The 21,793-nt window shown below is 62.6% G+C and carries 16 protein-coding genes; 8 read left to right on the top strand and 8 right to left on the bottom strand.

Annotation, left to right across the window (positions count from 1 at the left end):
- The first annotated feature begins 3 nt into the window (after positions 1-3).
- The 8 genes from ABWV53_RS05685 to ABWV53_RS05720 all read left to right on the top strand — a co-directional run bounded on the left by ABWV53_RS05685 (position 4) and on the right by ABWV53_RS05720 (position 11,620).
- On the top strand, positions 4-930 hold the full coding sequence (locus tag ABWV53_RS05685; protein ID WP_353363824.1) for an OST-HTH/LOTUS domain-containing protein: 927 nt from the start codon (positions 4-6) through the stop codon (positions 928-930).
- Between the two features lie 37 nt (positions 931-967).
- A complete protein-coding gene (locus tag ABWV53_RS05690; protein ID WP_353363826.1) occupies positions 968-4,264 on the top strand; it encodes a type I restriction endonuclease subunit R in 3,297 nt (1,098 codons plus the stop codon).
- A gap of 3 nt (positions 4,265-4,267) precedes the next feature.
- Positions 4,268-4,978: a M48 family metallopeptidase gene (locus ABWV53_RS05695; RefSeq protein WP_353363828.1), complete on the top strand. Its 711-nt coding sequence runs from the start codon at positions 4,268-4,270 to the stop codon at positions 4,976-4,978.
- 477 nt (positions 4,979-5,455) lie between these two features.
- Positions 5,456-6,190, top strand: a complete 735-nt coding sequence (locus ABWV53_RS05700; protein ID WP_353363830.1) for a hypothetical protein — start codon at positions 5,456-5,458, stop codon at positions 6,188-6,190.
- Positions 6,187-8,193 (top strand): TnsB C-terminal domain-containing protein, encoded by a 2,007-nt coding sequence (locus ABWV53_RS05705; RefSeq protein ID WP_353363832.1) that lies wholly within the window; start codon positions 6,187-6,189, stop codon positions 8,191-8,193. The genes ABWV53_RS05700 and ABWV53_RS05705 overlap by 4 nt, the downstream gene beginning before the upstream one ends.
- Positions 8,190-9,146 carry a TniB family NTP-binding protein gene (locus ABWV53_RS05710; RefSeq protein WP_353363834.1) on the top strand — a complete coding sequence of 319 codons (957 nt, stop codon included), beginning with the start codon at positions 8,190-8,192 and terminating at the stop codon, positions 9,144-9,146. Before ABWV53_RS05705 ends, ABWV53_RS05710 begins: the two co-directional genes overlap by 4 nt.
- Positions 9,147-9,171: 25 nt before the next feature.
- Positions 9,172-11,037 carry a TniQ family protein gene (locus ABWV53_RS05715; protein WP_353363836.1) on the top strand — a complete coding sequence of 622 codons (1,866 nt, stop codon included), beginning with the start codon at positions 9,172-9,174 and terminating at the stop codon, positions 11,035-11,037.
- A complete protein-coding gene (locus ABWV53_RS05720; RefSeq protein ID WP_353363838.1) occupies positions 11,027-11,620 on the top strand; it encodes an HAD domain-containing protein in 594 nt (197 codons plus the stop codon). The genes ABWV53_RS05715 and ABWV53_RS05720 overlap by 11 nt, the downstream gene beginning before the upstream one ends.
- Here ABWV53_RS05720 and ABWV53_RS05725 read toward each other — a convergent pair.
- From ABWV53_RS05725 to ABWV53_RS05760, 8 genes are all read right to left on the bottom strand, one after another.
- Positions 11,591-12,481: a pPIWI-associating nuclease domain-containing protein gene (locus ABWV53_RS05725; RefSeq protein WP_353363840.1), complete on the bottom strand. Its 891-nt coding sequence runs from the start codon at positions 12,479-12,481 to the stop codon at positions 11,591-11,593. The two genes, ABWV53_RS05720 and ABWV53_RS05725, sit on opposite strands and share 30 nt — an antisense overlap.
- Positions 12,482-12,805: 324 nt before the next feature.
- A complete protein-coding gene (locus ABWV53_RS05730) occupies positions 12,806-14,089 on the bottom strand; it encodes a hypothetical protein (RefSeq protein WP_353363842.1) in 1,284 nt (427 codons plus the stop codon).
- A 620-nt stretch (positions 14,090-14,709) separates the two neighbouring features.
- On the bottom strand, positions 14,710-15,942 hold the full coding sequence (locus tag ABWV53_RS05735) for a hypothetical protein (RefSeq protein WP_353363844.1): 1,233 nt from the start codon (positions 15,940-15,942) through the stop codon (positions 14,710-14,712).
- Between the two features lie 809 nt (positions 15,943-16,751).
- Entirely contained in the window at positions 16,752-17,729 is a 978-nt protein-coding gene (locus tag ABWV53_RS05740; RefSeq protein WP_353363846.1) for a Bug family tripartite tricarboxylate transporter substrate binding protein, read from the bottom strand.
- A gap of 29 nt (positions 17,730-17,758) precedes the next feature.
- The gene (locus ABWV53_RS05745) at positions 17,759-18,586 is read right to left on the bottom strand and encodes a citryl-CoA lyase (protein WP_353363848.1); all 828 of its coding nucleotides are present in this window, start codon (positions 18,584-18,586) and stop codon (positions 17,759-17,761) included.
- The gene (locus ABWV53_RS05750) at positions 18,583-19,785 is read right to left on the bottom strand and encodes a CaiB/BaiF CoA transferase family protein (RefSeq protein ID WP_353363850.1); all 1,203 of its coding nucleotides are present in this window, start codon (positions 19,783-19,785) and stop codon (positions 18,583-18,585) included. Before ABWV53_RS05750 ends, ABWV53_RS05745 begins: the two co-directional genes overlap by 4 nt.
- A gap of 10 nt (positions 19,786-19,795) precedes the next feature.
- Complete coding sequence (locus ABWV53_RS05755) at positions 19,796-20,767, bottom strand: Bug family tripartite tricarboxylate transporter substrate binding protein (protein WP_353363852.1); 972 nt, start codon at positions 20,765-20,767, stop codon at positions 19,796-19,798.
- A gap of 23 nt (positions 20,768-20,790) precedes the next feature.
- The gene (locus ABWV53_RS05760) at positions 20,791-21,759 is read right to left on the bottom strand and encodes a Bug family tripartite tricarboxylate transporter substrate binding protein (RefSeq protein ID WP_353363854.1); all 969 of its coding nucleotides are present in this window, start codon (positions 21,757-21,759) and stop codon (positions 20,791-20,793) included.
- Positions 21,760-21,793: the final 34 nt, after the last annotated feature.

Below are 21,793 nucleotides of genomic sequence, written 5' to 3' on the forward strand. Positions count from 1 at the left end.
ACCATGGACGCCGCCGCCTCGTCAGCCCCAGACAGCACCCGCCTGGCCGAGCTGCAGCGCGCGGTGCAGCACAAGCTGGGCGGCTGCATCTGGCGTCTGCAGCAGTACGAGCGGCTGCTGAAGGCCATGGTGGCGAACACCGATCTGGCGGGCGAGCCGGCACAGCTGAAGGCTGTGCGCGATGCCCGGGTGGCGAGCGTCCACAAGACCACGCTGGGCGGGTTGGTGAGCCTGTTCACGGGTGGCTACCTGCGCGCGGAGGACGAGTGCGCCCCGGCGCAAGAGACCGACGACAAGTCTCCAGGCGACAAGCTCTGGTTCAGCTTCCAGCAACGCATGGCGAGGAGCGCCGAGCGCCATGAGGCCATCACGACCGAGCTGAAGGAACTCGTGGACCTGCGCAACGAGCTGGTGCACCACCTTCTGGAGCGCTTTGACCTGGGGCAGCTCGACCGCTGTGAGGCGGCCGTCGCCTACCTGGACGCCAGCCGGGCCACCATCGACAGGCACTACCAGACGCTGCGCACCTGGGCCGAGCATATGGACAACGTCAGAGCCCTGGCTGCGACCTTCATGAACAGCGATGCCTTCAAGGACATGTTGATCGACGGCATTGCGCCAGACGGTCAGGTGAACTGGCCTGTCAGCGGCGTCGTTAGCAGCCTGCGCGAGGCGGAGCAGGCGCTGGCACCCTTACGCAGCCAGGCACACTGGGTCGAGCTGAACGCCGCCATCGCCTGGATCAACCGGCAACACCCAGACCAGACGCCAAAACGATACGGCTGCAGCAGTTGGCGGCAGGTGCTGCATGAGAGCGGCGAGTTCGAGGTCATGAAGAAGCCGGCCCCGGCGCCCAACACAGGCGCTGGCACGACAACGACAACCGGCACGGTGGTTTGCTACCGTAGCCGCAGGGAGGATCAAACATGAACAACAGGCTGACCGCCTTGGCCCGTGGAGCGCACGCATGAGCCAGGCCCCCGAGAAAACCGGCGTGGAAACGCCGGCGCTGGACTGGCTCGTGAGGCTCGGGTACACGCACCTGCCTGGTGCCGCGGTCAAGGTGGAGCATCGCCACCTGGCACCGGTGCTGGAAGACGTGCTGCGCCCGCGGCTGCTCGCGCTGAACCCCTGGCTGGCTGAGGCGCCCGGCGGGGTGGATGCAGCGCTGATCGAGCTGCGCAAGCGCGCCAACGACGAGCTGCTGGCGGCCAACCAAGCGGTGTGGCGACAGGTGCTGCACCGCTCGGACATCCAGGTGAAGGACCTGGCGGGCCAGCCGCGCAGCGTGCGCTTCCTGGATGCCACCGACGCCAGCCACAACGACTTCCATGTGGTGGACCAGTACGTGGGCCGTAATGCGGATGGCGAGCTGTTCCGCCCCGACCTGCTGCTGTTCATCAACGGCCTGCCGCTGGCCATCATCGAATGCAAAGCCAGCCACCACCGGCTGGACGAAGCGCTGGCGCAGCTGGACGGCTACCAACGCAGCTTTGCGGCGCAGTTCGTGTTCAACCAGGTGTGCGTGGGCCTGAACCGCCGCCAGGGCCTGTACGGCGCCATCCTCACCAAGCCAGCGTTCTATGCCCGTTACCGGCCGGCAGCCCCCGAGCTGGCCGAGGTGGCGGAGCTTCTTGGCAGCGAGCCTGGGGAGCAGGAGCAGCTGTTGTGGGCGCTGTTCGAGCCCAGCCGATTCCTGGAGCTGGTGGCGCACTTCGTGCTGTTCGAGACTCGCAACGGCAAAACGGTGAAGAAGCTGCCGCGCTACCAGCAGTGGCGCGCCGTGCGCAAGACGGTGCGGCGGCTGACCGGCGCTACGCCGCTGGGCGGGGTGATCTGGCATACCCAGGGCAGTGGCAAGTCGCTGACCATGGCGCTGTTGGCCCGCCTGCTGCGCGCCGACAGCACCGGGCTGGCCAATCCCACGGTGCTGGTGCTGACTGACCGGCGGGACCTGGACAAGCAAATCTTCGACACCTTCCACGCGGTGGGCATCCGCGCCATCCAGGCAGTGTCGGTGGCGGGGCTGGTGAGGATGCTGGGCAATGACTACGGCAGCGTGTTCACGAGCACGGTGCAGAAGTTCCAAGAGGGGGACGAGCCCGCCGCCCCCGCTGAAGACGGCGCCGACGTTGAGCCCGAGGAGGCAGATGAGGTCTTGCAGGCCACCCGGCACCGCCGCGTGCGTGTGGGCAAGGACTTCTTCATGCTGGAGGAGCGCAACGAGAGCTTCCGCCGGCATGACGCCGATGGCGTGCTGCTGGACCCGAAATGGGTGGAGCTGAAGCGCGAGAAGATCAGCTTCCGCGTGCTGAGCGCCAAGCCCAACTTCTACGTGCTGGTGGACGAGGCGCACCGCAGCCAGTACGACTTCCTGGCCGCCTTCATGCGCGCCAGCCTGCCGAACGCCAAGTTCATCGCCTTCACCGGCACGCCGCTGCTGAACGACGACAAGCACACGCTGGCCGAGTTTGGGGGCGAGACCTACATCGACGAGTACCGCCTGCACGAAGCGGTGGCCGATGGGGCGACGTTGCCTATCAAGTACCAGGACGCCTGGGTCAAGCTGGCGGCCGATGCCAAGCTGGACGAAGCCTTCAACGAACAGTTCGCCCAGGCGCCCGAGGCGCACCAGCTGGCCCTGAAGAAGGCGCTGCTGGCCCGCTGGCGCCAGGCGGGCGACCGCATGGAGCAGGTGGCCGCGCACTTGGTGGAGCACTTCGTCAGCCACGTTCAGGCCAAGGGCCTGAAGGCCATGCTCGTGTGCAACGGCCGCGACATGGCCGTGCGCTACAAGGACCTGCTGGACGAGTTGATGACCCAGCGCGCTGCGCAGGGGCTGCCGACCTTCCAGAGCCAGGTGGTCATCTCCCTGGCGGGCATCACCGGCGCGCGCACCGGCGCCACGGTGGAGGAAGAGGCGGCCGAGTACAAGCTGCCGGTCACCAAGGTGCAGAGCATCGAGGAGCGCGTCCGCGATGAGCTGAAGGCGGGCAAGCGGCCGGTGGCGCTGCCGGCCGAGCAGATCAGCCATTTCGTCAGCAAGCTGTTCCCGCTGCCCTATGGCGACGAGAGCAAGGGCCAGGACGGCCAGCCGCAGGCCAACAACGTGGGGCTCATCATCGTGTCCGACATGCTGCTGACGGGCTGGGATGCGCCCATCGTCGGCACCATGTACCTGGACAAGCCGCTGAAGGAGCACACGCTGTTGCAGGCGATTGCGCGGGTGAACCGCACGCTGCCGGGCAAGAACGCGGGCTACATCGTGGACTACCACGGCGTGGTGGAGCACCTGGACCAGGCGCTCAAGCTCTACGGTGGCGAGGTGCAGCCCGCGCAGGTGTGGCAGGGCGTGGAGACCGAGTTGCCTAAGCTGCAGAGCACGCTGGAGCGGCTGCTGAAGCTGCTGCCCAAGCAGCACGACCCGGTCAACGAGCGCGAGGCCTACAAAGACGATGCCGAGCGCTTCCTGGACCCGGCCAACCGCCTGGATGCGGTGGAGGACTTCCTGGCGCTGGCCAAACAGTTCAACCGCAGCATCGACATCATCCTGCCCGATGTGCGGGGACTGCCCTTCAAGCCTTACTTCACGCTGTTTGCCGAAATCCGGCTGATGCTGCGCGACAAGCTGCCGGACGCCACCTACCGCGAGCGCATCACCCAGCTGGAGTCTGCGTTGCTGCAGCGCCTGCTGGACGAGTACATCGCCGCCAGCCCGGCCAAGAGCCTGCTCGGGCGCGAGGTGTCCATCCTGGACGCCAGCGACATGGCGCGGCTGAAGCAGCTGGCCAGCCCGGGCAGCCAGGCGCTGGTGATGAAGAACCAGCTCAAGCACACCATCGTCACCGGCCGCGACAAGGACCCGGCCTTTTTCGACAAGCTGGCCGAGGAACTGGAGAAGCTGCTGGAGGAGGAGAAGGCCGGCCGCATCAGCCAAGCGCAGTTCCTGGAGCAGTTGGAGCTGTTTGGCCAGCGCGTGGCGGACAAAGACAAGACGGGCTTCGAGACGCCAGCGCACTCGGCGGTGTACCGCTACCTGGCCGCCCTGCTGGGTGAGGACACAGCGCGCGCGGCAACGACCAAGCTCTTTGAAGACCCGTCGCTCAGTCAAACGCTGGCGGCCAGCAACTGGAAGCAGATGCTGGACCTTCACCCCGAGATGCGCGACCTGCTGCGCAAGCTGCTGATGCCGCTGGCCGGCTGGGAGCGCGGAGTGGCGCGAGAGCATGCTGCCCGCATCCTGGACATCCTGCTGAAGAACTGAGCCATGCCTCGCTTGCAGTACGGTCAGACCACCATCGAGTGGCGCTTCAAGGCCGATGCCACGCTCAAGCGGCACTACGTGACCGTGGAGCGTGGCCGGCCGGTGCTGCTGCGCGGGCCGGCGGTCGGGCTTGAAGAGCAGGAGGCCCTGGTGCGGCAGCGCGCCCGCTGGATTCGCGAGAAGCGCGCGCTGGTCGAAGCGCCGGCGGCGGACGAGCAGATCGTCACTGGCAGCCGGCTGCGCTACTGCGGGCGCACCTACTTCACCGAGGTGCGCCACGCGCCGAAGCTGGCGCACGCCACGCTGCACTTCACCGCGTCACGTTTCGTCATCGAGAACCCGGCCGGGCGCAGCATCAGCTCGGACGCGCTGGCGCCGCTGCTCAATGCGTTCTACCGGGAGAAGGCGCACGAGAAGTTGCTGACGCGCGTGAGGCACTGGGAACGCCTCTCAGGCCTGCAGGCTCGGGGTGCTCGCATTCGCCACTTCCAGAGCCGCTGGGCCAGCTGCAATGCGCAGAACGTGCTGGAGTTCCACCCGCGGGTGATGGAGCTGCCGGCCAGCGTGCAGGACTACGTCGTCGTGCATGAGCTGTGCCATACGGTGGAGAAAAGCCATACCCGTGCGTTCTGGGCCTTGGTCGCGCAGCAGATGCCTGACTGGCGGTTGCGGCACAAGGTGCTCGAGAGCGCGGCGTTCGGCGAACTGGTCTAGTCCAGTGCCACGGGAGGCCTCTCTATTCAGTTGACTACCTGCTGCAATCATCACCAAGGTTTAGCCCCTCGATCCTCGCGGCCTGCGTCTCGACTTTGGCGCGAGCCAAACCACTGAGCGAAAGCCCCTGGTCTGACGGACAAAACGCTCTCTACACAAGTGCAAACCTCGTCGTTCGTAGACAAAGCCAACAGGCAAAAACAGTCCGTATGCGCGCCCTGTTGTTCAGCAGCAACTACTTCAGGCTTTTGCTATATCGCTGAATTTGCAATGTGCCAAGCACCAAAAAAAAGGTTTTGACCAGCGCGTTCTCCCAGCCATAGATTGGCGTTCTGGACTGGGATCAGCGCCTTTAGATGTCTCCTGTCATGCCTGACCCCTAGACCGTTTGCGAAGCCCTGACGCGCTCGTGAATGGATCAACGCGCGTCGTGATTTGGGAGTGAAGGCAATGAGGAAATACAACAGCCGTCCCGGCTTGAAGCAGATCGACATCGGAGCACGAAAGGTCGCCTCGACGTACGGCAGAGAAGCCTTCATGACATTCGTCGAGAAGGGCGGCAACACGATGGTCTTTGAAACCGACAGTGAGCGCTTGGTCGCACACATGCTCGGCTTCGACCCAAGGGTGCGCCGCATTCAAGGCCAACCCTTCGCCGTCGACTTGGTGGATGGGCTGCTTCTGCGTACGCAAGAACAACGCACTGCCGCGCGACGCAAGTACGCAAAGCGCAAGGGCGCGTCTATCTACACACCAGACTTTTACGTGGAGCGGGCGGACGGCAAGCAGATCGTGATCGAGGTCAAGTTCGGCGAATTCATCGGCAGCGACGCTGACCATGATCGGTTGGAGCAAGCCACCAGGGTGCTGGCCAACTATGGACATGAGGTCGTCCGGCTGGTCTTGCCCAACGTTACCCATCACCCACTGCGCAACAACATCGGCTTGCTTCACGCAGCAGCGCAGCGGCCCGACTTGTTTCCTAGCGAGCGCGTCATTGATCGCACATCCGAGCTTGCCGACGGCGGAGCGCGCACGCTGTTTGACTATGCAAGGGGCCTGGAGCTCTCCGTCAATGTCATTCCGTCCCTCATCGTCTTCGGAGTGCTCTCCATCGACCTCGTCGCGCACCACATTGAGGGCCGCAACCCCATGAGACCGGCGTATGGCGACCTGGATCATCTCGCGCTCATGGAAAGGCTGCTTCAGTGACCCAAGGATTCCTTCCTGGCGACGAGCTGGTCCACGCAGCGTCGGGTAAATCGCTCTATGTCGTAGAGAACGTTCTTCCCCGCATTCAGCGGGTGAAGGTGCTCGACCTAGAGCTTCGTGAAGAGAAATTCTTGGACGAGTCGGAGCTGCGGCCAAAGGTGGCGTCCGGTGAAATAGAAGTCCTCCGCAACGGTGTACGCCCAGTCGGCTCACTGCATAACCGCACTGAAGCGGAGGACCGTGCGCATCAAGCCGCTTTGAAGTTTTTGCAGGAACTACTCCAACTGAAAAGCAGATACGGCGTCAGTTTCCGGCGTGCATACGTCATCCTTGTCGAGCAGGTTCTGCAGGAGCGCGGCGAACAAGAGTCAACACCGCTGTCGCTCTCACAGGCATACCGACTATGGAAGCGTGAGCGGGGCGGCATTCCCCTGCACCTTGGACATGCGGCGAAGGGAAACAGAACACCCCGGTACCGGCCGGAAATCTACAAGGTGGCGAAGGACCTTGCCCAACAGCACTACCTGCAAACCCAATCCAGATGGACGGTACGCACGTTAACGGAGGAGACGAATCGCCAGCTCCACGACTCTGGACTGCTGGCCAGCGACAAAAGGGTCAGCCGATGCTTCGTGCAGCGGGTCATCCTTACCCAACTGCACGCCGACCCGTCGCATCGACGTATGCATCCCCACGACGCGATTGCTGCGAAGGCCATCGCACGAAAAAAGATTCGTGTCAGCAGCCTACTCGAACGGATCGAACAGGATGCACTGCATCTACCGTGGCTGATTCGGACACCGTATGGCGATTCGAGCAACGTCTATCTGGTCCACGCCATCGATTGCTGCACTTCGTTTCCCCTGGGGTGGAGTCTGGTCATTGGTGCGCCTCGGGTGCCCGATACGCTGAAGTGCATTGAAACCGTTCTCTTTCCCAAGAAGCGCCGCTGGGGTGCGCTAGGCCTTGGCTACGACTTCGACGTCTACGGGACTCCATCCCTGGTCGTCGTCGACAACGGGCCAGAGAACAAGAGTGACCGCATTCTGCGTCTAACCCGCCTGTCTATCTCAATCAACCGGTTAAAGGCGAGGCACCCGCATCAGAAGCCCTTTATCGAGCGGCTCAATGGGTCGCTGAAGAGCTACCTGGAGACACTGCCGGGTTGTACGCGCGTTGATGGCAAAGATGGCCAACGCGATCCTTCGGCTCTGGGCGATCCCGTCATGACTTTGGCGGAGATGGAACGCTGGATCGTGCGCTTTTACTTCGAGCATTGGGTCAACAATCCTTTGAACCGCTTGGCCGAGTCGGTGTTCGTGGACAACGAAGACATGGGCAATACACCGCTCAAGCGCTACAAGGTCCTCACCGAACAGCGAGGCTGCCCCATTCCGCTACCGCCCAGTGTGGACGCCTGGCGCTCGACCATCTATGAGCAGCACTTTCGGACGCTGTCACGCAAGACGGGCATCAGTTTCAGCAACTACCACTTCAAGGGCGACCGGCTCATGCACCTTGTCAGCCAGTTCGGCGAGACGGAGGTCAAGGTGCTGGTCGACCCGGACGACTTCCGCTGGGTGTATGTGGTGGACAGGGATGGGCGCACCCTGGTTCCTCTTGTCAACGACAGCACGTCAGAATTCACACCCGCCTACAGCTATGACGAGGCCGCCGCACTTTTGAAAGAGGCTAACGAAGAAGGCGTGAACGTGGCATCGCAGGCGCTGCGGCGCGATGTTCTGGAACGGTCCGTGGAACGCGTTTCCAGGGCCCAGAAGACGCGTAGCGGAGCTTCTGCGCCGGGCAGCAAAGCAGCAATCTCCAAAGAAACCACCAAACAGGCCCGGCGACACGAAGCCGTCAGGCGGAGTGCCGAGAACCCGCTGCCGCCGACCGTTCCCCATTTGGGTCACCCGCCGCTTGGAAGCGAAGAAGACGACTGGGCTAACGTCGCCGCGCTGAAGGTTTTTGACCGCCGCACCGGAGAGGTCCGCCCATGAACAGCGCATCAGAACTGCGCCGCAGCATAGAGACCTGCAGGCTCTACCACAGCATCTACGAGGAGCACTTTCAGTGGTTCAAGGCGCGCATCGACGATGCGCTTGACGGCTGCAGCCCACGCATCGAAGGTCTCATCGGGCCTTCGCGCGCCGGCAAATCCATGGTTCTGGACGCCTTGGAACAAGCCTACCCGCCGAGCCGCGTCAACGGCGTGCGGACAGTCCCAGTATTGAAGGTCAAGCTGCCTCCGGCCATCTCGCCCAAGCTGTTTCCCGCGGAGCTATTGAAGGCACTGAAGGTGCCAATTCCAGCCCGCGTCAGAACCTCCGGCGAACTGCTCGGCCGGGTGCGTGAGCAGTTTCAGCTAGCCGGCACACGGGTACTTTTACTGGACGAAGCCAGCCACTTCGTCGAGCCAGGCTCGCGGGTGCCTCCTCGCGCTGCCGCCGACATGGTCAAGGCGCTGTCGGACGACGCGAACCTGAGCATCATCGCGTCGGGCATCCCGCACCTTCAGCGCCTCTTCCAGAGCAACGAACAACTGCGCCTGCGTGCGACGGTCCGCAGGGACTTTGTCCCCTACGACTTCGCTGAGCCAGAGCACCGCAAGGACTTCGCACAGTGCGTCAGGACCTATGCAGAGCTCTTTGCTGAACACGGCTGGCCCATTGCCGTGGAGTTCCCCGCTCTGGTGAAGCACTGCTACTTCCATTGCGGCGGGCTCATCGGTGTGCTGAGCGCGTTCATGCGTGAGCTGTCCATTCGCAAGCGAGACGAGCAGCCACGGCCGTTGACGTTGGAAGACTGCAAGGTGGCCGCCGACCGGACCGAGGGCACGGGTCATCCGCTGCACCGGCCGTTCTCATCCGAGTTGGTGTCTCTCGCCGAGCTGAACCAGGCCTATGGCCATGTGCTCGAGACCTACGACATGCCTTCGCTTCGCAAGCGCTGATCCCACGACGTCAGAGAGAAATACTGTGGAACTGACCTACCTGTTCGAGCCTAAGGCCGATGAATCACCCCTGGGCTACTACCGCCGCCTTTCGGCGGTCAATGCGCTGACCGGATGGAAGGAGCTCGCGGTCATGGCCGAGGTGTCTCCCTCTCGCACTGGCCTGCTGGGAACCCCGGATCACATCGCCACCATGCTTGGCATGCCGCGCGAATGGACAGATCGCCTCGCGCAGCAGGAGCAGGGGTTGCGTACGCTGCGGTCATTGCACCGGTCCAGCAGGGATGCCGTCTGCCCACAATGCCTGGCGCAAGAGATGTATCTGCGGATAGGCTGGGAGCATGTCTATGTCACAGCCTGCACCCAACACGGGGGGCGGCTTGTAGACCGCTGTTCTGCATGCGATGCGCCTCTGGACCTTCAGCGGGGAAAAATCGGGCAGTGTGGCTGCGGCCAGGAACTGGTTCACCTGGCCTGTCAGCCCGCTTCCGACGCAGAACTGTGGCTGTCTGGCCTGCTCACACATGTCGATGCCACCGCCGCCACGGGCATCGCGCCTAACGTGACCGGCGCTGATCCCCAAGCCGTCACCCTGCTGGTAAAGACACTGTGCCAGCGCGCTAATGCGCATGGAGCTCCGCCGCGTCGCAATGCCGCCGGGCCAAAATCGGTTGCCGAAGCAGTGGAATTCCTCGCACCACTGCAGTCGCTGTTGTGCCCCTGGCCGCAGGCCTACGAAGCTTACGTGCGCTCCCGAATGGCGGCCGGCCCAGATAACGCCCGCACGCTTAGGGCGTTGCTCGGCCTCTGGTATCAACAGTTGCGGGAGGTCGCGGCGGACGGGCCTCTGCACGTGTTTCTCGCGCCAGTGCAGCGCATCGCCGCAACCGAGTTCGATGGCGTGGTCGGATTGGAGGACGTCGACAGCTGGGAAGACTTGCGCTACGTGCGCTTGGGCGATGCAGCCCACCACGGCCAGATGACGGTACCCACACTGCGTCGTGCCATTGCTGCAAGCCAGGTAGAGCACCGCACCCGACGGCTGGGCACCAAAGGTAAGGTGTACGAGGTGCTTAGGACGGACCTGGATCGGATCGTGGAGTTGCGCCGTGGCTGGATGACGGAGTCGGCCGCCGGCAAGGCGTTGGATGTACCGCCAAAGGTCCTGACCAACATGGCCGCGGCCGGCCTGGTGGAAGCGGACTACGACTGGGCGAAGGATGTGCTGAAGGGCGGGCCGTTCCGCATCAGCGCGGTTGACCGCGCGCAGACAACGCTAATGGCGAACGTGGCGACATCCCCGTCCGGCGGTGAGCGCATTGCCTTCCAGGACCTGACCAGCCGGCGCCTGGGCGACAACACAGCCATCCAAACCCTGATGCGTGCCATCCACGCCGGCGAAGTTCAGGCGCAGGAGCCTGCTGCTGCCGTTGGGCAATTGCAGTACCTCCTGGCCGACGTGCGCCGATTCTTCGGCACACCGTTGCTGGAGGCCGGTCTGTCGATCAATCAACTGACCAAGCTCACGGGCTGGAAGCACGAGAGCATCGACCACTGGATAGAGCAGGGTCTGCTCCAGTCGTATTCCATCGTGCTGCGCGGTCAACCTTGCCGCGTCGTGATGCCGGCTCAGCTGCTGGAATTCAACCGGACCTACATGGCGATCAACGATCTTGCCAAGCTGGTCGGCGCGAAGGCCTGGAATTTGACCAAGCGCATCACGCCCATCGGGATCATTCCCGGGAAGGTCAATGGGCGCGGCTGGCAACGAGGCGCGCTCATCAGGATGTCTGATGTCGCAGAGATGGCGGTCAAGGCCGCCAACGTGGGCGCGCTCGGCCTGCGGGATGGTCGGGCGGGCAGGACGTGGAGGCGAAACGATGGCTCCTGATGCGCCTTCACCGTCGCGCCATCGCCGCACAGCAGACGTGGTGCTCTACTTGGACCTCGACGGAGTCGTTCAACACCATGCCGTGATGTGGCAAGCCAGACGCGGGGTCTACATGTCTCCTGATGCCGGACCAGATCGAACGTTGTTCGAGTGGATTCCGTGCCTGGAAGAAGCGCTTGCGCCGTTTCCGCAGGTCGGACTCGTGCTCAGCAGCAGTTGGTGTGTCTGGCCTGGATTTGGCAAGACGCTCAAGCGGTTTCCTCCTTCATTGCGCGACCGGTTCATCGGCGGTACATATCACAAGCGCATCCATGGAGCGGACCCCTGGTCGAAGTCAGCGTTCAAGGCAATGTCTCGTGGACAGCAGATTTGCGCAGACGCCCTGCGACGCAAGCCGCAAGCATGGCTCGCGCTGGACGACGACGCCGAGGACTGGCCAGAGTGGGCGCTCGACAATCTGGTGGCGTGCGATGGCGAGACAGGGCTGTCCAACCCGCGTGTGCAGGTCGAGTTGCGGACGAAGCTTAAGCGGGCTTTTCGCAATACTATTGAATTAGACCGCAAGCCGGCAGATGAAAAATAGGCCATCCTCGACTCTTCTCTTGACTTGGCGAAGCGTCGGGATGTCCAAGCGGCCGGAAGCTCCGTGGGTGGCACCATTTAGAACATCGAACAGTTCGATCACGTTGTCTACGTCTTCTCCAGCGAAGTCCGCAAGCTCTGGATTTTGGATTCCTTTGAGTGATAGGAGGTAAGCAATTTTGCTGCGCCGGGTCGCATTCCCTCTCGGTGTCTTGGTGCATCCCGGCATTGCAGCAAATACTGCGTTGTCAGGAGCTTTCAACTCAAGTACCTCGGTGAAAATTTCCCTGACACTTGTGCAGAAATGCCTCGCGGCCTCTGGATTGCGCGGATGAAGTGCGAAGAGGGCTCCACGCCAGCGGCTATCGAGCTCTTCAGACACGACAGCGATCTCGTCAACGATATTCGTTTGCTGCAGGTCTTGCGCTTCATCCTCAGGCTGCGCCTCGGACTGGTCTGAGGCAAGGGCATTAAACAGGCTAACAGTGTTGGCAGCCTCACGCTCCGACAGATCGAAGAAGTAGTTTTCCTGCGGAGTAAGCGGCGTATGAGCAAAGCGCTCGTCGAGGCGCTCGTACGATGTGCTTACACGAACAACCGATTCGCGGAAGGTCGTATGTCGAGTGTTGGCCTCGGCCTGCAGCCGAGCGACTTCAGTGCGCAACCGCTGCTGATTCGCTCTCTGGCGATTGTTATGAGTCCGTACCTCTTGGTTGTATCTGGAAATCGCCGCATTGACGTCGCGAACCTGATTGGCAACTCGTTGGTTGTACTGACGTACCTGCTGGTTATAGCGATTTATCGCTTGACGCCGCTCCGACTCGAGTTGGCGAAGCTTGCTTTTGAACTGCGACAGATTCATGCGAGTAACCATGGGCGGCTCCGTGTGCATATTCGCCAAAACACTATAGCAAGCTTGGACCTCCCACCTCCTGAATTACTGCTTTGCGAGCTTCACTAGGGTGATGGCTCTAGGCTTGCAATCGCTATATGCTGCGGGAAGCGGTCATTCGGCGATGACGTCGGGTGGGGTAGTGCGGGCCTGTCGCTAAAAGTCACCAGCTTCAAGGAAGCTGGCCGAGAGGTGCTTACATCTGACAGGAGCAAACCGACGTTGCGGGCTACTTGGCGCTGAGCCTGTTTGCCCCGCAGGTCGTCTGCACTTGAAAACCGCGCGTCTGGCGATTCAGGTAGCTACCGAGGCCATTTCCATCATCCGAAGTTGGCCAATCCTGCCGTCCTCAACTTCGAACACCAGGGAAGTCGGCTGGTCGTGCGTTAAAAGCAGCGCCTGGGAATTCTGGACGTTCTGCTTGGCTTCCACGGTGCCGTCGCGCAATTTCTCCATTAACTTCTGTGCTGCGACCTTCACGACTTTCCTGCGTGCGGCAAGCGTCTCCTCTGTGTTCCAGAAGGACGAGAACTTGCGGCCATCGGTCTCGGCGTTTTCCTCAATGGTCTTCAAGCGGAGGTCAATCTCTTCGGCGCTGCGAAGAACCGACTCCAGCTTGGACTCCTTGAGTCCTGGCTCACCAGGGAACAAGGACAGCACATGCCAGGCTAGTGCGCGGGTTTTCAACGTCAAGCGCATGTCATTGACCAAGCCTGCAAGCTCGTCATACTTGGCCACCGAATCCTTCTCCAAGTCGCCGGTACCGGCGAACTCCTTATGTTCGACGGCCTTCGCACAACGACGCTCAAGCTCGCTTTGAAGATGGTGTTGGGCCTGCACGAGCTCACGGTCGCAGCTTTCAAGCTCCGTACGGACCGCCTGCGAAAGTTCGCCCTTAGAAATGGCAGAAGCCACCGTTGCTAGGTAATCGTAGGTTCCTGTGACCTTAGCTCGCCGCTCTTCCCCAAGAAAGTGCGAGAGGTCTTGGACGCCTTCGCGGATTTCTTCCAGTTTGGCCGAGATGTCTGCCAAGTGCTTCTGTGCAACCACCACAGACGCGACTTGCCAGACAGCAGCAGCGCCGGCCATGGACTGCAGCTGGTTGGTGTCGAAGAGTTTTGCCTGCTCTACGATTTTGTTGTTTGCCCCTACCGCCCAGGCACGCATGCCCATGCCGTCGGCCGCACGCACCAAGTCTCCGTTGATGACCACCTCCATCAGCTGTTTACCGCGATGGCCTTCGGCCACAAGTAACGATGGCACTGCTTGTAGCCCCGCGCTGAGCCTGGTGCCCAGGTCCGAACTCACTGGGAGCGTCTTGGCCATGCGAAAACGTTCGGCATCTGAAAGCGGCGCAATGCGAACGCCGGGGCGCTCGGCGTCCGTGCCCAGCACGATGGCATGCGGCAACAGTTGCTCGGACTGAATGAGCTTGCCATCCGCCAGTGCGACTTCCGTCCACTGCGCAGAAGGAACTACAGGCGCAATTGTCGAGGCCGACTTGCTCCGTCTGGTGAACAGCACACTTACAACGACGACTGCAACGATAGCCAACCAAACGATGTATTGCTCGCTCATGACTTCTCTTTCTGGTTCACCGCTCAGAGCGTCTGGGCGGAAGGGCGATTTGCGTTGAAGCTCAAAATTCTCGCCGGAAGTAAGGTCGTGCCTCACATTTGCATGCGTTTTTGACCGCTCATTGTTAGATTTGCGTCGTTCTTCAAACGAATTTCCTGGCGACCACACCTTCGCGACAGCATCACACTCACTACGGTGCCATGCGCTATCCAGTCACGCGCAAACTGCTTTGACACGGGGACACCCAGCATCGACAGAGGCCACGCGAGCAGGCGTCTCATTTGAACAAAACCGGAACAACGGCCGAGGTTGGGATAGGCAAAGTCTCCTGGCGGTCGATTGGATCGCGCCATTTGAGACTGAACATGAACAAGAATCCTGTAAAACAACAGCAACCCCCAACCGTTGCCGACGTTGCACGAATGAAGTCTGGTTTTGCCAAGAAACATGGTGGGAGCACACCACCACCTGCACATGTGCGCCGAATCGAAAGTGTGTCGGCTAGGGTGCTTGGGAAAGGAGGACGGTGAAATGTCGGGCTCTCGCAACTGTGGCCCTGCGCCAGCCAACCAGCACGACGCCGACAACCGAGCAAACCAGTTGAATCCCAACCACGACGCCTACTGGCAGTCGCGCGGCGAGGACGGGAGGCCTGATGACTGGATGGACCGCAGCCAATCAGGGCCGGACGATTGAGCCAACAGCCAACCGGGCCAGGGGAGATCGCCTGGTTCCGGGAGCTGATCCTTCCAGCGCATACGTTGGCTCAACCAAATTGCCCTGTACGAGGTGTCTGAAAGAACGATCACCGTTTCGGGCTTGCTGGATTTGGGCCGGCGACGCACGTGCGCTCGCTCCATCCACAAGGCAACAGCCATCCACGGTATCGGCAAGTCAATGCAGTTTCCGTTAGACAAGTTTTGTGTAAGGCTCGCCCAAAGCTCGACCATCTGATCCAGCAGGAGCGGCCTGGCGCCACATGACCACTTTCGGATGTCACCATCGCCGATCATCTCGTGCGCGATATCCCGAGCCAGCAACGACGCACCCGGGGGCGCGTCCGGCCACACCTGCTGCTTGTTTGTACCCCGTTTCGCGATAGTCCAAAGCAGATCAAGAACCCGCCCAACTGGCCTGTCGACGATGTTGCGTTTCAGTCCTTTCGAGTTGCTGGCATCAAAGTCAGCATGGAACCGCGGAAAGAGCCACGGAAATGTCGGCGTTGGTGCCAGACGTCTGAAGTAATGCGCGCACCACTCAGCATCGACCGCTGAAAGCGTGGCCAACAGCGTGTACTGAGCAACAGAATCCGAAGGGCTTTGCAGGTCTGACCAGTTAACAGCCATCGACATTTCGCGCCGCAACTCAAGTATCTCGGCTCTGTACGCATCGTCGCTATAGAAGGGCAGCTCCTCGTCCAAATACTGGAGCAACAGCTCCCGGTACACCTCCAGTGCATTGCCCTCCGCCGCCCGCATCGCATCGAAAGCAAGCTTGTCGATACGAGAGCCAACCTCCATCGCTAGCTCAAGAGGCTTCGGCAACGCTTGACCAAGTCGATGAACCAAACCGGCGAGAGGAGTTTGCGGGCACTCCTCCAAGAGCTGGTCTACATCACCTTCTAGATAGCCCTTAGCTTCGAGGCTCTGGCGTGCGTGATCCCGAACATGCTTTGCAACTCGGTCTAATCGTTTGGAGCTCTTGACAGCCAGACCACGAGTGCTCAAGTGGGCAGGTGACAGTCCGGTGATATCGGAAAGAAAACTCTGGACCGACTGGCCCTCGCACGCGGCAAACACGTCCAGCGGCAAAGAAAGCAACGCAGCCCAGACCCGGGCGACTTCTTTCGCCAACGGTCTACTCTGTTCACCGTCAACGACCTCTCCTGCGGAAGAGCAACCCGCCACTCGTTGATCCACAACATGCGATATCGAGTCACTCAAACTCGTCACCTCAATCTTCATAGGCCGCCCTGAGGGGTCATTTGTCCAAGCTCGAAACAGAGCGGCGAATCCGAGCAGTAATCGTAGCCTTCTACCAACGCAAGAGACGGCTCGGTAAAGTCCCACCTCATGCGCACGCGGGCGGAAAACTCCTTGGAAATAGTGTCTGTTTCGCGTTATAAATAGTCCCACGCATCAGACAGCATCTCGCAGCACTGCGTGATGATTCGGGATAGAACGATCCCCAAAAGCAACGGCAGTGCCATGTTGGTTCTTTGCCCACCAGCGATTTCTCAGCTTATGCCTGCAGATTTCTCGCTTTATGCCTGTAGCCAGTGCGCAGATCATTGATCCACAACAGTTCGGTTTTGCACCTTATGGGTTGCTCAACAAAGCGGCGACCGCCTGCCAGGCGCCGTAGAGCCCGTGTCGAGCGGTTCCAAACTGCCGGCCCGGGTTGGCGAAACAGTAGGCGAGTCATGCAGCGACATGACGGTATCGCTGGCGGTGGCGGATCGGTCGCGGAAACGACGGCCAGCTCGCGCGAAGAATCGGACGGCAGGTTAGAAGGCTGAGACCGGTAGGAACCGGTTTTCCTCGACCACCCGATCCAGCGGATGCGAGGCTTTGGGCACCCTGCCCCGCCGAACATCTCGCCCCCGGGTTTGGCGGTGCACTCACACCCCACCATCCAGGGGGTCGCTCAAGTCATTGGCCAGTCAATCCAGCGTGATCTTCGCGGTACGGATCACTGCGCCCCACTTCTCCTGGTCCCGCTTCACCCACACATCGACCTCTTCGGGCCCGGTCGGCAGCGGCTCCATGCCATGCGCTTCGATCCTTCCAGCCAACCCGGGGTCCTTGAGGGTCTGCTGCATCAGCGCGTTGATGCGCGCCACCACTGCCGATGGCGTCTTGAGCGGTACGTACATCGCATACCAGGAGGTGTAGTCGAAACCTGGCAGCGCCGCAGACATCAGAGGCAGGGATTTCGTGGCTGGCGACTTGCTGGCGGAGGTCGCCGCCAGGAGGCGGACCAGCCCTTTGTCGATGGCCCCTTGCAGCGATGGCAGGCTGCTGAACATGGCGCCCACGCGGCCTGAAGCCAGATCGGAAATGGCTGGCGCCGTGCCTTTGTAGGGGACATGCACCACGTCCGTCCTCGACAACGATTTGAACAGTTCCGCCCCGAGATGCGCGGTGCCTCCAACCCCCGCGGACGCGAAGGCCAGCTGGCCAGGATGGGCCTGGGCGTATTCGATGAGTTCCTTGACGTTGCTGACGGGCAGCTTCGACGACACGACGAGCACGTGCGCGCTGGTGGTCACCATACCCACGGGACGCAGCTTGGCCAGGTGCTCCGCGCCCCCTTGCTTGCTCAACAACGGTTGCAGCACGGCGTTGCCGAGCGCAGGCATCCACATCGTGTGTCCGTCTGGATCGGACCGGCTGACCGCCATCAGGGACGGTATGCCCATGGCACCGCCCTGGTTCTCGATGACGAAAGGCTGGCCGGTGAGGGTGGACAGCTTTTGCGCGATCTCGCGCGCCGTGATGTCGGCCGGGCCGCCAGCCGCGTACGGAACCACGATCTTGACGGCCTTTGTCGGCCAGTGGGCGGTCTGTGCAAAAGCGCCGCTCATGGAAGCGGCAAGGCCGGCGAACACGAGCCCGCGACGGAAGATGGAACATTGCATGGTGAGCTCCTCGGGTCGGTGGTTGGCGCTCAGGTGGGGCCGGGCACATCGCGTGCCGCCGGGCCGTCGTAGGTCCACAGGTATTCCCGCGGGATCGGTCCCTTGTTGCGCCCCCCCTGCCTGCTCTGCTCCCAGGCATGCGAAAGAATGCCGACCGAGCGCGACAGGCAGAACAGGCCGCGCGCCAGGGGCGCAGGGAAGCCCAACTCGGCATAGATCACGGCCGTCGCGCCGTCGATGTTCATCGGGATACGCCGGCCGCCCTTGCGCGCGGCGAGTTCGTCTTCCACGCCTCGGGCGATGGTGGCGAAGCGTCCGCTGACGATGCCATCGCGTGCTGCCGCATCGACCAGGGCCAGCAGCGGAGCCGAGCGCGGATCCACCGGATGGAAGCGGTGCCCGAAGCCCGACACGAACTTGCCGTGCTCGGCGATGGCGGCGTCCAGCCCGGCGCGCACGGCGTCGGCCAGCGGGGCTCCTGCGTCCTGGCGTGCCGCGATGTCCAGGTACATACCCACGGCCTGCTCACCTGCCCCGCCGTGCACGTCCCCCAGCACATTGACGGCCGAAGCCATCGCGTTGTTCAGGCCCACGCCGCAAGTCGAAGCCATGCGTGCGATGGCGATACTGGGCGCCTGCGGACCATGGTCGACGGCGGCCATCAACGCGGCATCCAGCAGCCGGCCCTGGCCTTCGCTGGGCAGCTCGCCGCGCATCATGAGCCAGATCATCTGCGCGAAGCTCGTGCGGCCGATCAAGTCTTCGATGGCATAGCCGCTGTAGCGGATCATGCCGGGCTTCATGTCGATGATCGAGGTGCGCCACCAGTCAGGGACGCGGGGATCGCTGGTGCTCATACAACCTTCTCCTCCATGTGTTGGGAGATCTCCTGCTCCGAATAGCCCAGCTCGGCCAGGATGGACGCCGTGTGCTCGCCGAGCTGCGGCGGCGGGGTATCGACCGTGGGCGCCTCGCCGTTCAGCTTGAATCCGGTCCGTACGACACGGATGTCCGCGCCCACGCCTGGCACGTTCCCGAACGTGCCGACCATGCCGCGAGTGGCGATCTGCGGGTGCTCCAACGCCTGCGGCACCGTGTACACCGGCCCGGCCGGTACGCCAACTTCGTTGAACAACTGCCACCACTCGTCCGCGGACTTCGTGGCCAGACCCTGTTCGACCAGCGCCTTGAGTTCTGCGCGGTGCTGCAGCCGGCCTTGCCGTTCAATGAAACGCGGGTCGGTCTTCCAATCGGGATAGCCCAGCACGTCGCACATCGCTTCGAATTGCTCTTGTTTGTTCGCGGCGATGTTCAACAGGCCGTCGCCCGTGCGGAAGGTGCCTGACGGGCTGGCCGTCACGTTGTCGTTGCCCAGCGGCTTGGGTTCGCGGCCGGCGATCAGGTGGTTGGACACGGCCCAGCCCATGGTCGCCATGACCGCCTCCAGCATCGACACGTCGATGAACACGCCGGCAGTGCGACTGCGGTCGGCCAAGGCCGATGCGACCGCGAAGGCCGCGGTGATACCGCCGATGGTGTCGGCCACCGGATAGCCCACGCGGTACGGTGCGTTCTCCGGCGCTCCCGTGATGCTCATGACGCCGGACATGCCCTGAATGATCTGATCGTACGCCGGCAGGTCGCGCAGCGGGCCGTCCTGGCCGAATCCGGAGATCGCGCAGTAGATGAGCTTGGCGTTCTCTTTCAGCAAGTCCTCGTAGCCCACGCCCAGGCGCTTCATGACGCCGGGGCGGTAGTTCTCCACCAGCACATCGGCTGTGCGCACGAGGCGGCGCAGGGCCTCCTTGCCCTTGGGGTGTTTGAGGTCCAGCGTGATGGACCGCTTGCCCGGGTTCTGCGCCAGAAAGGACACGCCCATCATGGCCTGGTTCAGCTGGTGGTCGGCGCCCAACTGGCGTGCAAGGTCGCCTGTGTTGCGCGCTTCGACCTTGATGACGTCGGCTCCCATGTGGGCCAGCTGGTGGCACGCGAACGGCCCTGCCAGCACGTTGGTCAGGTCCAGCACGCGGATGCCGTGCAGGGGTTTGATGGCCATGTTGTTCTCCTTACTCGGGCTTGATGTTTCCCGCCTTGACGACAGCGGCCCAGCGCTTCATTTCTGCGGCGGCCTGCTGCGTGGCCTGTGCTGGCGTGTTGGCAACGGGGGTCAGCCCCTGGTCGGCCAGGCGCCGCTTGCCATCCTCGGAGTTCAGAGCAGTCGCGAAAGCCTGGTTCAGCTTGTCGATGACCTGCTGCGGCGTGCCTGAGGGCGCGGCGAAACCGACCCAGAAGTCCATCACGAAGCTAGGCAGGTTCGCTTCCTTCGCGGAGGGCACGTCGGGCAGCAGCGGCGAGCGCTTGTCACTCGTGACCACCAGCGCGCGCAGCTTGCCCGACTGGATGTGCGGCAGAGCGGTCGGCAGCGACGTGACCAGCGCCTGCACCTGCCCGGCCATCAGGTCGGTCAGGACCGCGCCGGCCCCCTTGTAGGGGACATGCATCAGATCCACACCGGCAGCGCTCTTGAACAGCTCGCCGCCCAGGTGCGTGTTGGTGCCGTTGCCGCCCGAACCGTAGTTCATGGTGCCCGGCTTGGCCTTGGCCAATGCGATGAACTCCTGCACCGTCTTGGCCGGCAGGCCCGGGGTGACCACGAGCACGTGCGGGGCCGAGGCAGCCGTGATGATGTGTGTGAATCCCTTCTGCGCATCGAACGGCATCTTGGGCAGCAGACCCGGTGCGATGGTGAAGGACATCTCGGTAGTCAGCAACGTGTAGCCGTCCGGCGTCGCGCGAGCCACGTTGCCCCAGCCGACCAAGCCACCACCGCCGACCTTGTTGTCCACGACCAAGGGTTGGCCCAGGCCGTTGGCGATCTGGTTGGCCGCCAGGCGCGCCACGATGTCGGTCGTGCCGCCGACCGCATAGGGCACGACGATGGTGATGGGACGCGCGGGGTAGTTCTGTGCGAAGGCACCAGAGGCTGCGACAGCGGTCAGAGCAAAGGTGGCGAGGGACAGGATGCGTGCGATGTTCACGGTCGGGCTCCGTAGCAAAGGTTTCAGTCGAGCTTGATGTTGCCGGCGCGCACCACGGTGCCCCAACGCTGTTGCTCGGCTTTCAAGAGAGCAGCAGCGTCTTGGGAGGTGCCGCCCACGGGCGCGCTGCCTTCGGCAAGCAGTGTGGCGATCGTGTCGGTGCGGGCCAGGGCCTTGGCTACTTCGGCCTGCAGCCGCGCCACGATGGCCGGCGGCGTGCCCGCAGGAGCTACCAGCATTTTCCAGTCGCTGGTATCGAAGCCCGCATAGCCGCTCTCGGCCACGGTCGGCACATCCGGCAGCGCGGGCATACGCTTCGCCGAACTCACCGCGAGGGCGCGCAGCTTCCCGGCCTTGATGAATGGGATGACCGTCTGCGGGGTGGCGAAGTAGTAGTCCACCTGGCCGCCCAGCAGATCGTTGGCAGCCGGGCCGGCGCCCTTGTAGGGGATGTGCCGCGTGACGATGCCGGCCTGCTTGGTGAAGACCTCGCCGGTCAGATGGCCCACGGTGCCGTTGCCGGCCGATGCCATGGTCAACGACTCAGGCTTGGCCTTGGCCGCGCTCACCAGCTCCTTGAGCGTCTTGTACGGTGACTCTTCTTTGACCACCAGCACGACGGCCTGGCCGGCCACTGTGGCGATCGGCGTGAAAGCCTTCGCGGCGTCGTAGGGCATCTTGGCATACAGGGTGGGGTTGATCGCCAGGTTGGCCGTCTGTCCCATGCCCAGCGTGTAGCCGTCCGGTGCCGCCTTGGCCACCGCGTCCATGCCGATGTTGCCGCCGGCACCCGCCCGGTTCTCCACGATCAGCGTCCATTGCGTACCGATGCGGATCTTGTCGAGCACCATGCGGGTCACGATGTCCGTGCCGCCCCCTGGCGGGAACGGCACGATGACCTTGATCGGCTGGCTGGGATAGGCCGATTGCGCCTGGGCGACGACGGCGAAAGCGAAGGCGCAAGCGCCGGCAAGGCGGTGGAACAAGGACATATTTTTCCTGGAAGAAGCGTGCACGGGAAAAGGG

Source organism: Acidovorax sp. FG27, from assembly GCF_040365715.1.
Classification (GTDB): Bacteria; Pseudomonadota; Gammaproteobacteria; order Burkholderiales; family Burkholderiaceae_C; genus Paracidovorax.

What these genes read in the sequence shown, in the direction of transcription:
- ABWV53_RS05720 (WP_353363838.1), top strand. Translation starts at nt 11,027, where the DNA reads ATGGCTCCTGATGCGCCTTCACCGTCGCGCCATCGCCGCACAGCAGAC.
- ABWV53_RS05695 (WP_353363828.1), top strand. Translation starts at nt 4,268, where the DNA reads ATGCCTCGCTTGCAGTACGGTCAGACCACCATCGAGTGGCGCTTCAAG.
- ABWV53_RS05745 (WP_353363848.1), bottom strand. Translation starts at nt 18,586, where the DNA reads ATGAGCACCAGCGATCCCCGCGTCCCTGACTGGTGGCGCACCTCGATC.
- ABWV53_RS05750 (WP_353363850.1), bottom strand. Translation starts at nt 19,785, where the DNA reads ATGGCCATCAAACCCCTGCACGGCATCCGCGTGCTGGACCTGACCAAC.
- ABWV53_RS05740 (WP_353363846.1), bottom strand. Translation starts at nt 17,729, where the DNA reads ATGCAATGTTCCATCTTCCGTCGCGGGCTCGTGTTCGCCGGCCTTGCC.
- ABWV53_RS05685 (WP_353363824.1), top strand. Translation starts at nt 4, where the DNA reads ATGGACGCCGCCGCCTCGTCAGCCCCAGACAGCACCCGCCTGGCCGAG.
- ABWV53_RS05730 (WP_353363842.1), bottom strand. Translation starts at nt 14,089, where the DNA reads ATGAGCGAGCAATACATCGTTTGGTTGGCTATCGTTGCAGTCGTCGTT.
- ABWV53_RS05725 (WP_353363840.1), bottom strand. Translation starts at nt 12,481, where the DNA reads ATGAATCTGTCGCAGTTCAAAAGCAAGCTTCGCCAACTCGAGTCGGAG.
- ABWV53_RS05710 (WP_353363834.1), top strand. Translation starts at nt 8,190, where the DNA reads ATGAACAGCGCATCAGAACTGCGCCGCAGCATAGAGACCTGCAGGCTC.
- ABWV53_RS05760 (WP_353363854.1), bottom strand. Translation starts at nt 21,759, where the DNA reads ATGTCCTTGTTCCACCGCCTTGCCGGCGCTTGCGCCTTCGCTTTCGCC.
- ABWV53_RS05690 (WP_353363826.1), top strand. Translation starts at nt 968, where the DNA reads ATGAGCCAGGCCCCCGAGAAAACCGGCGTGGAAACGCCGGCGCTGGAC.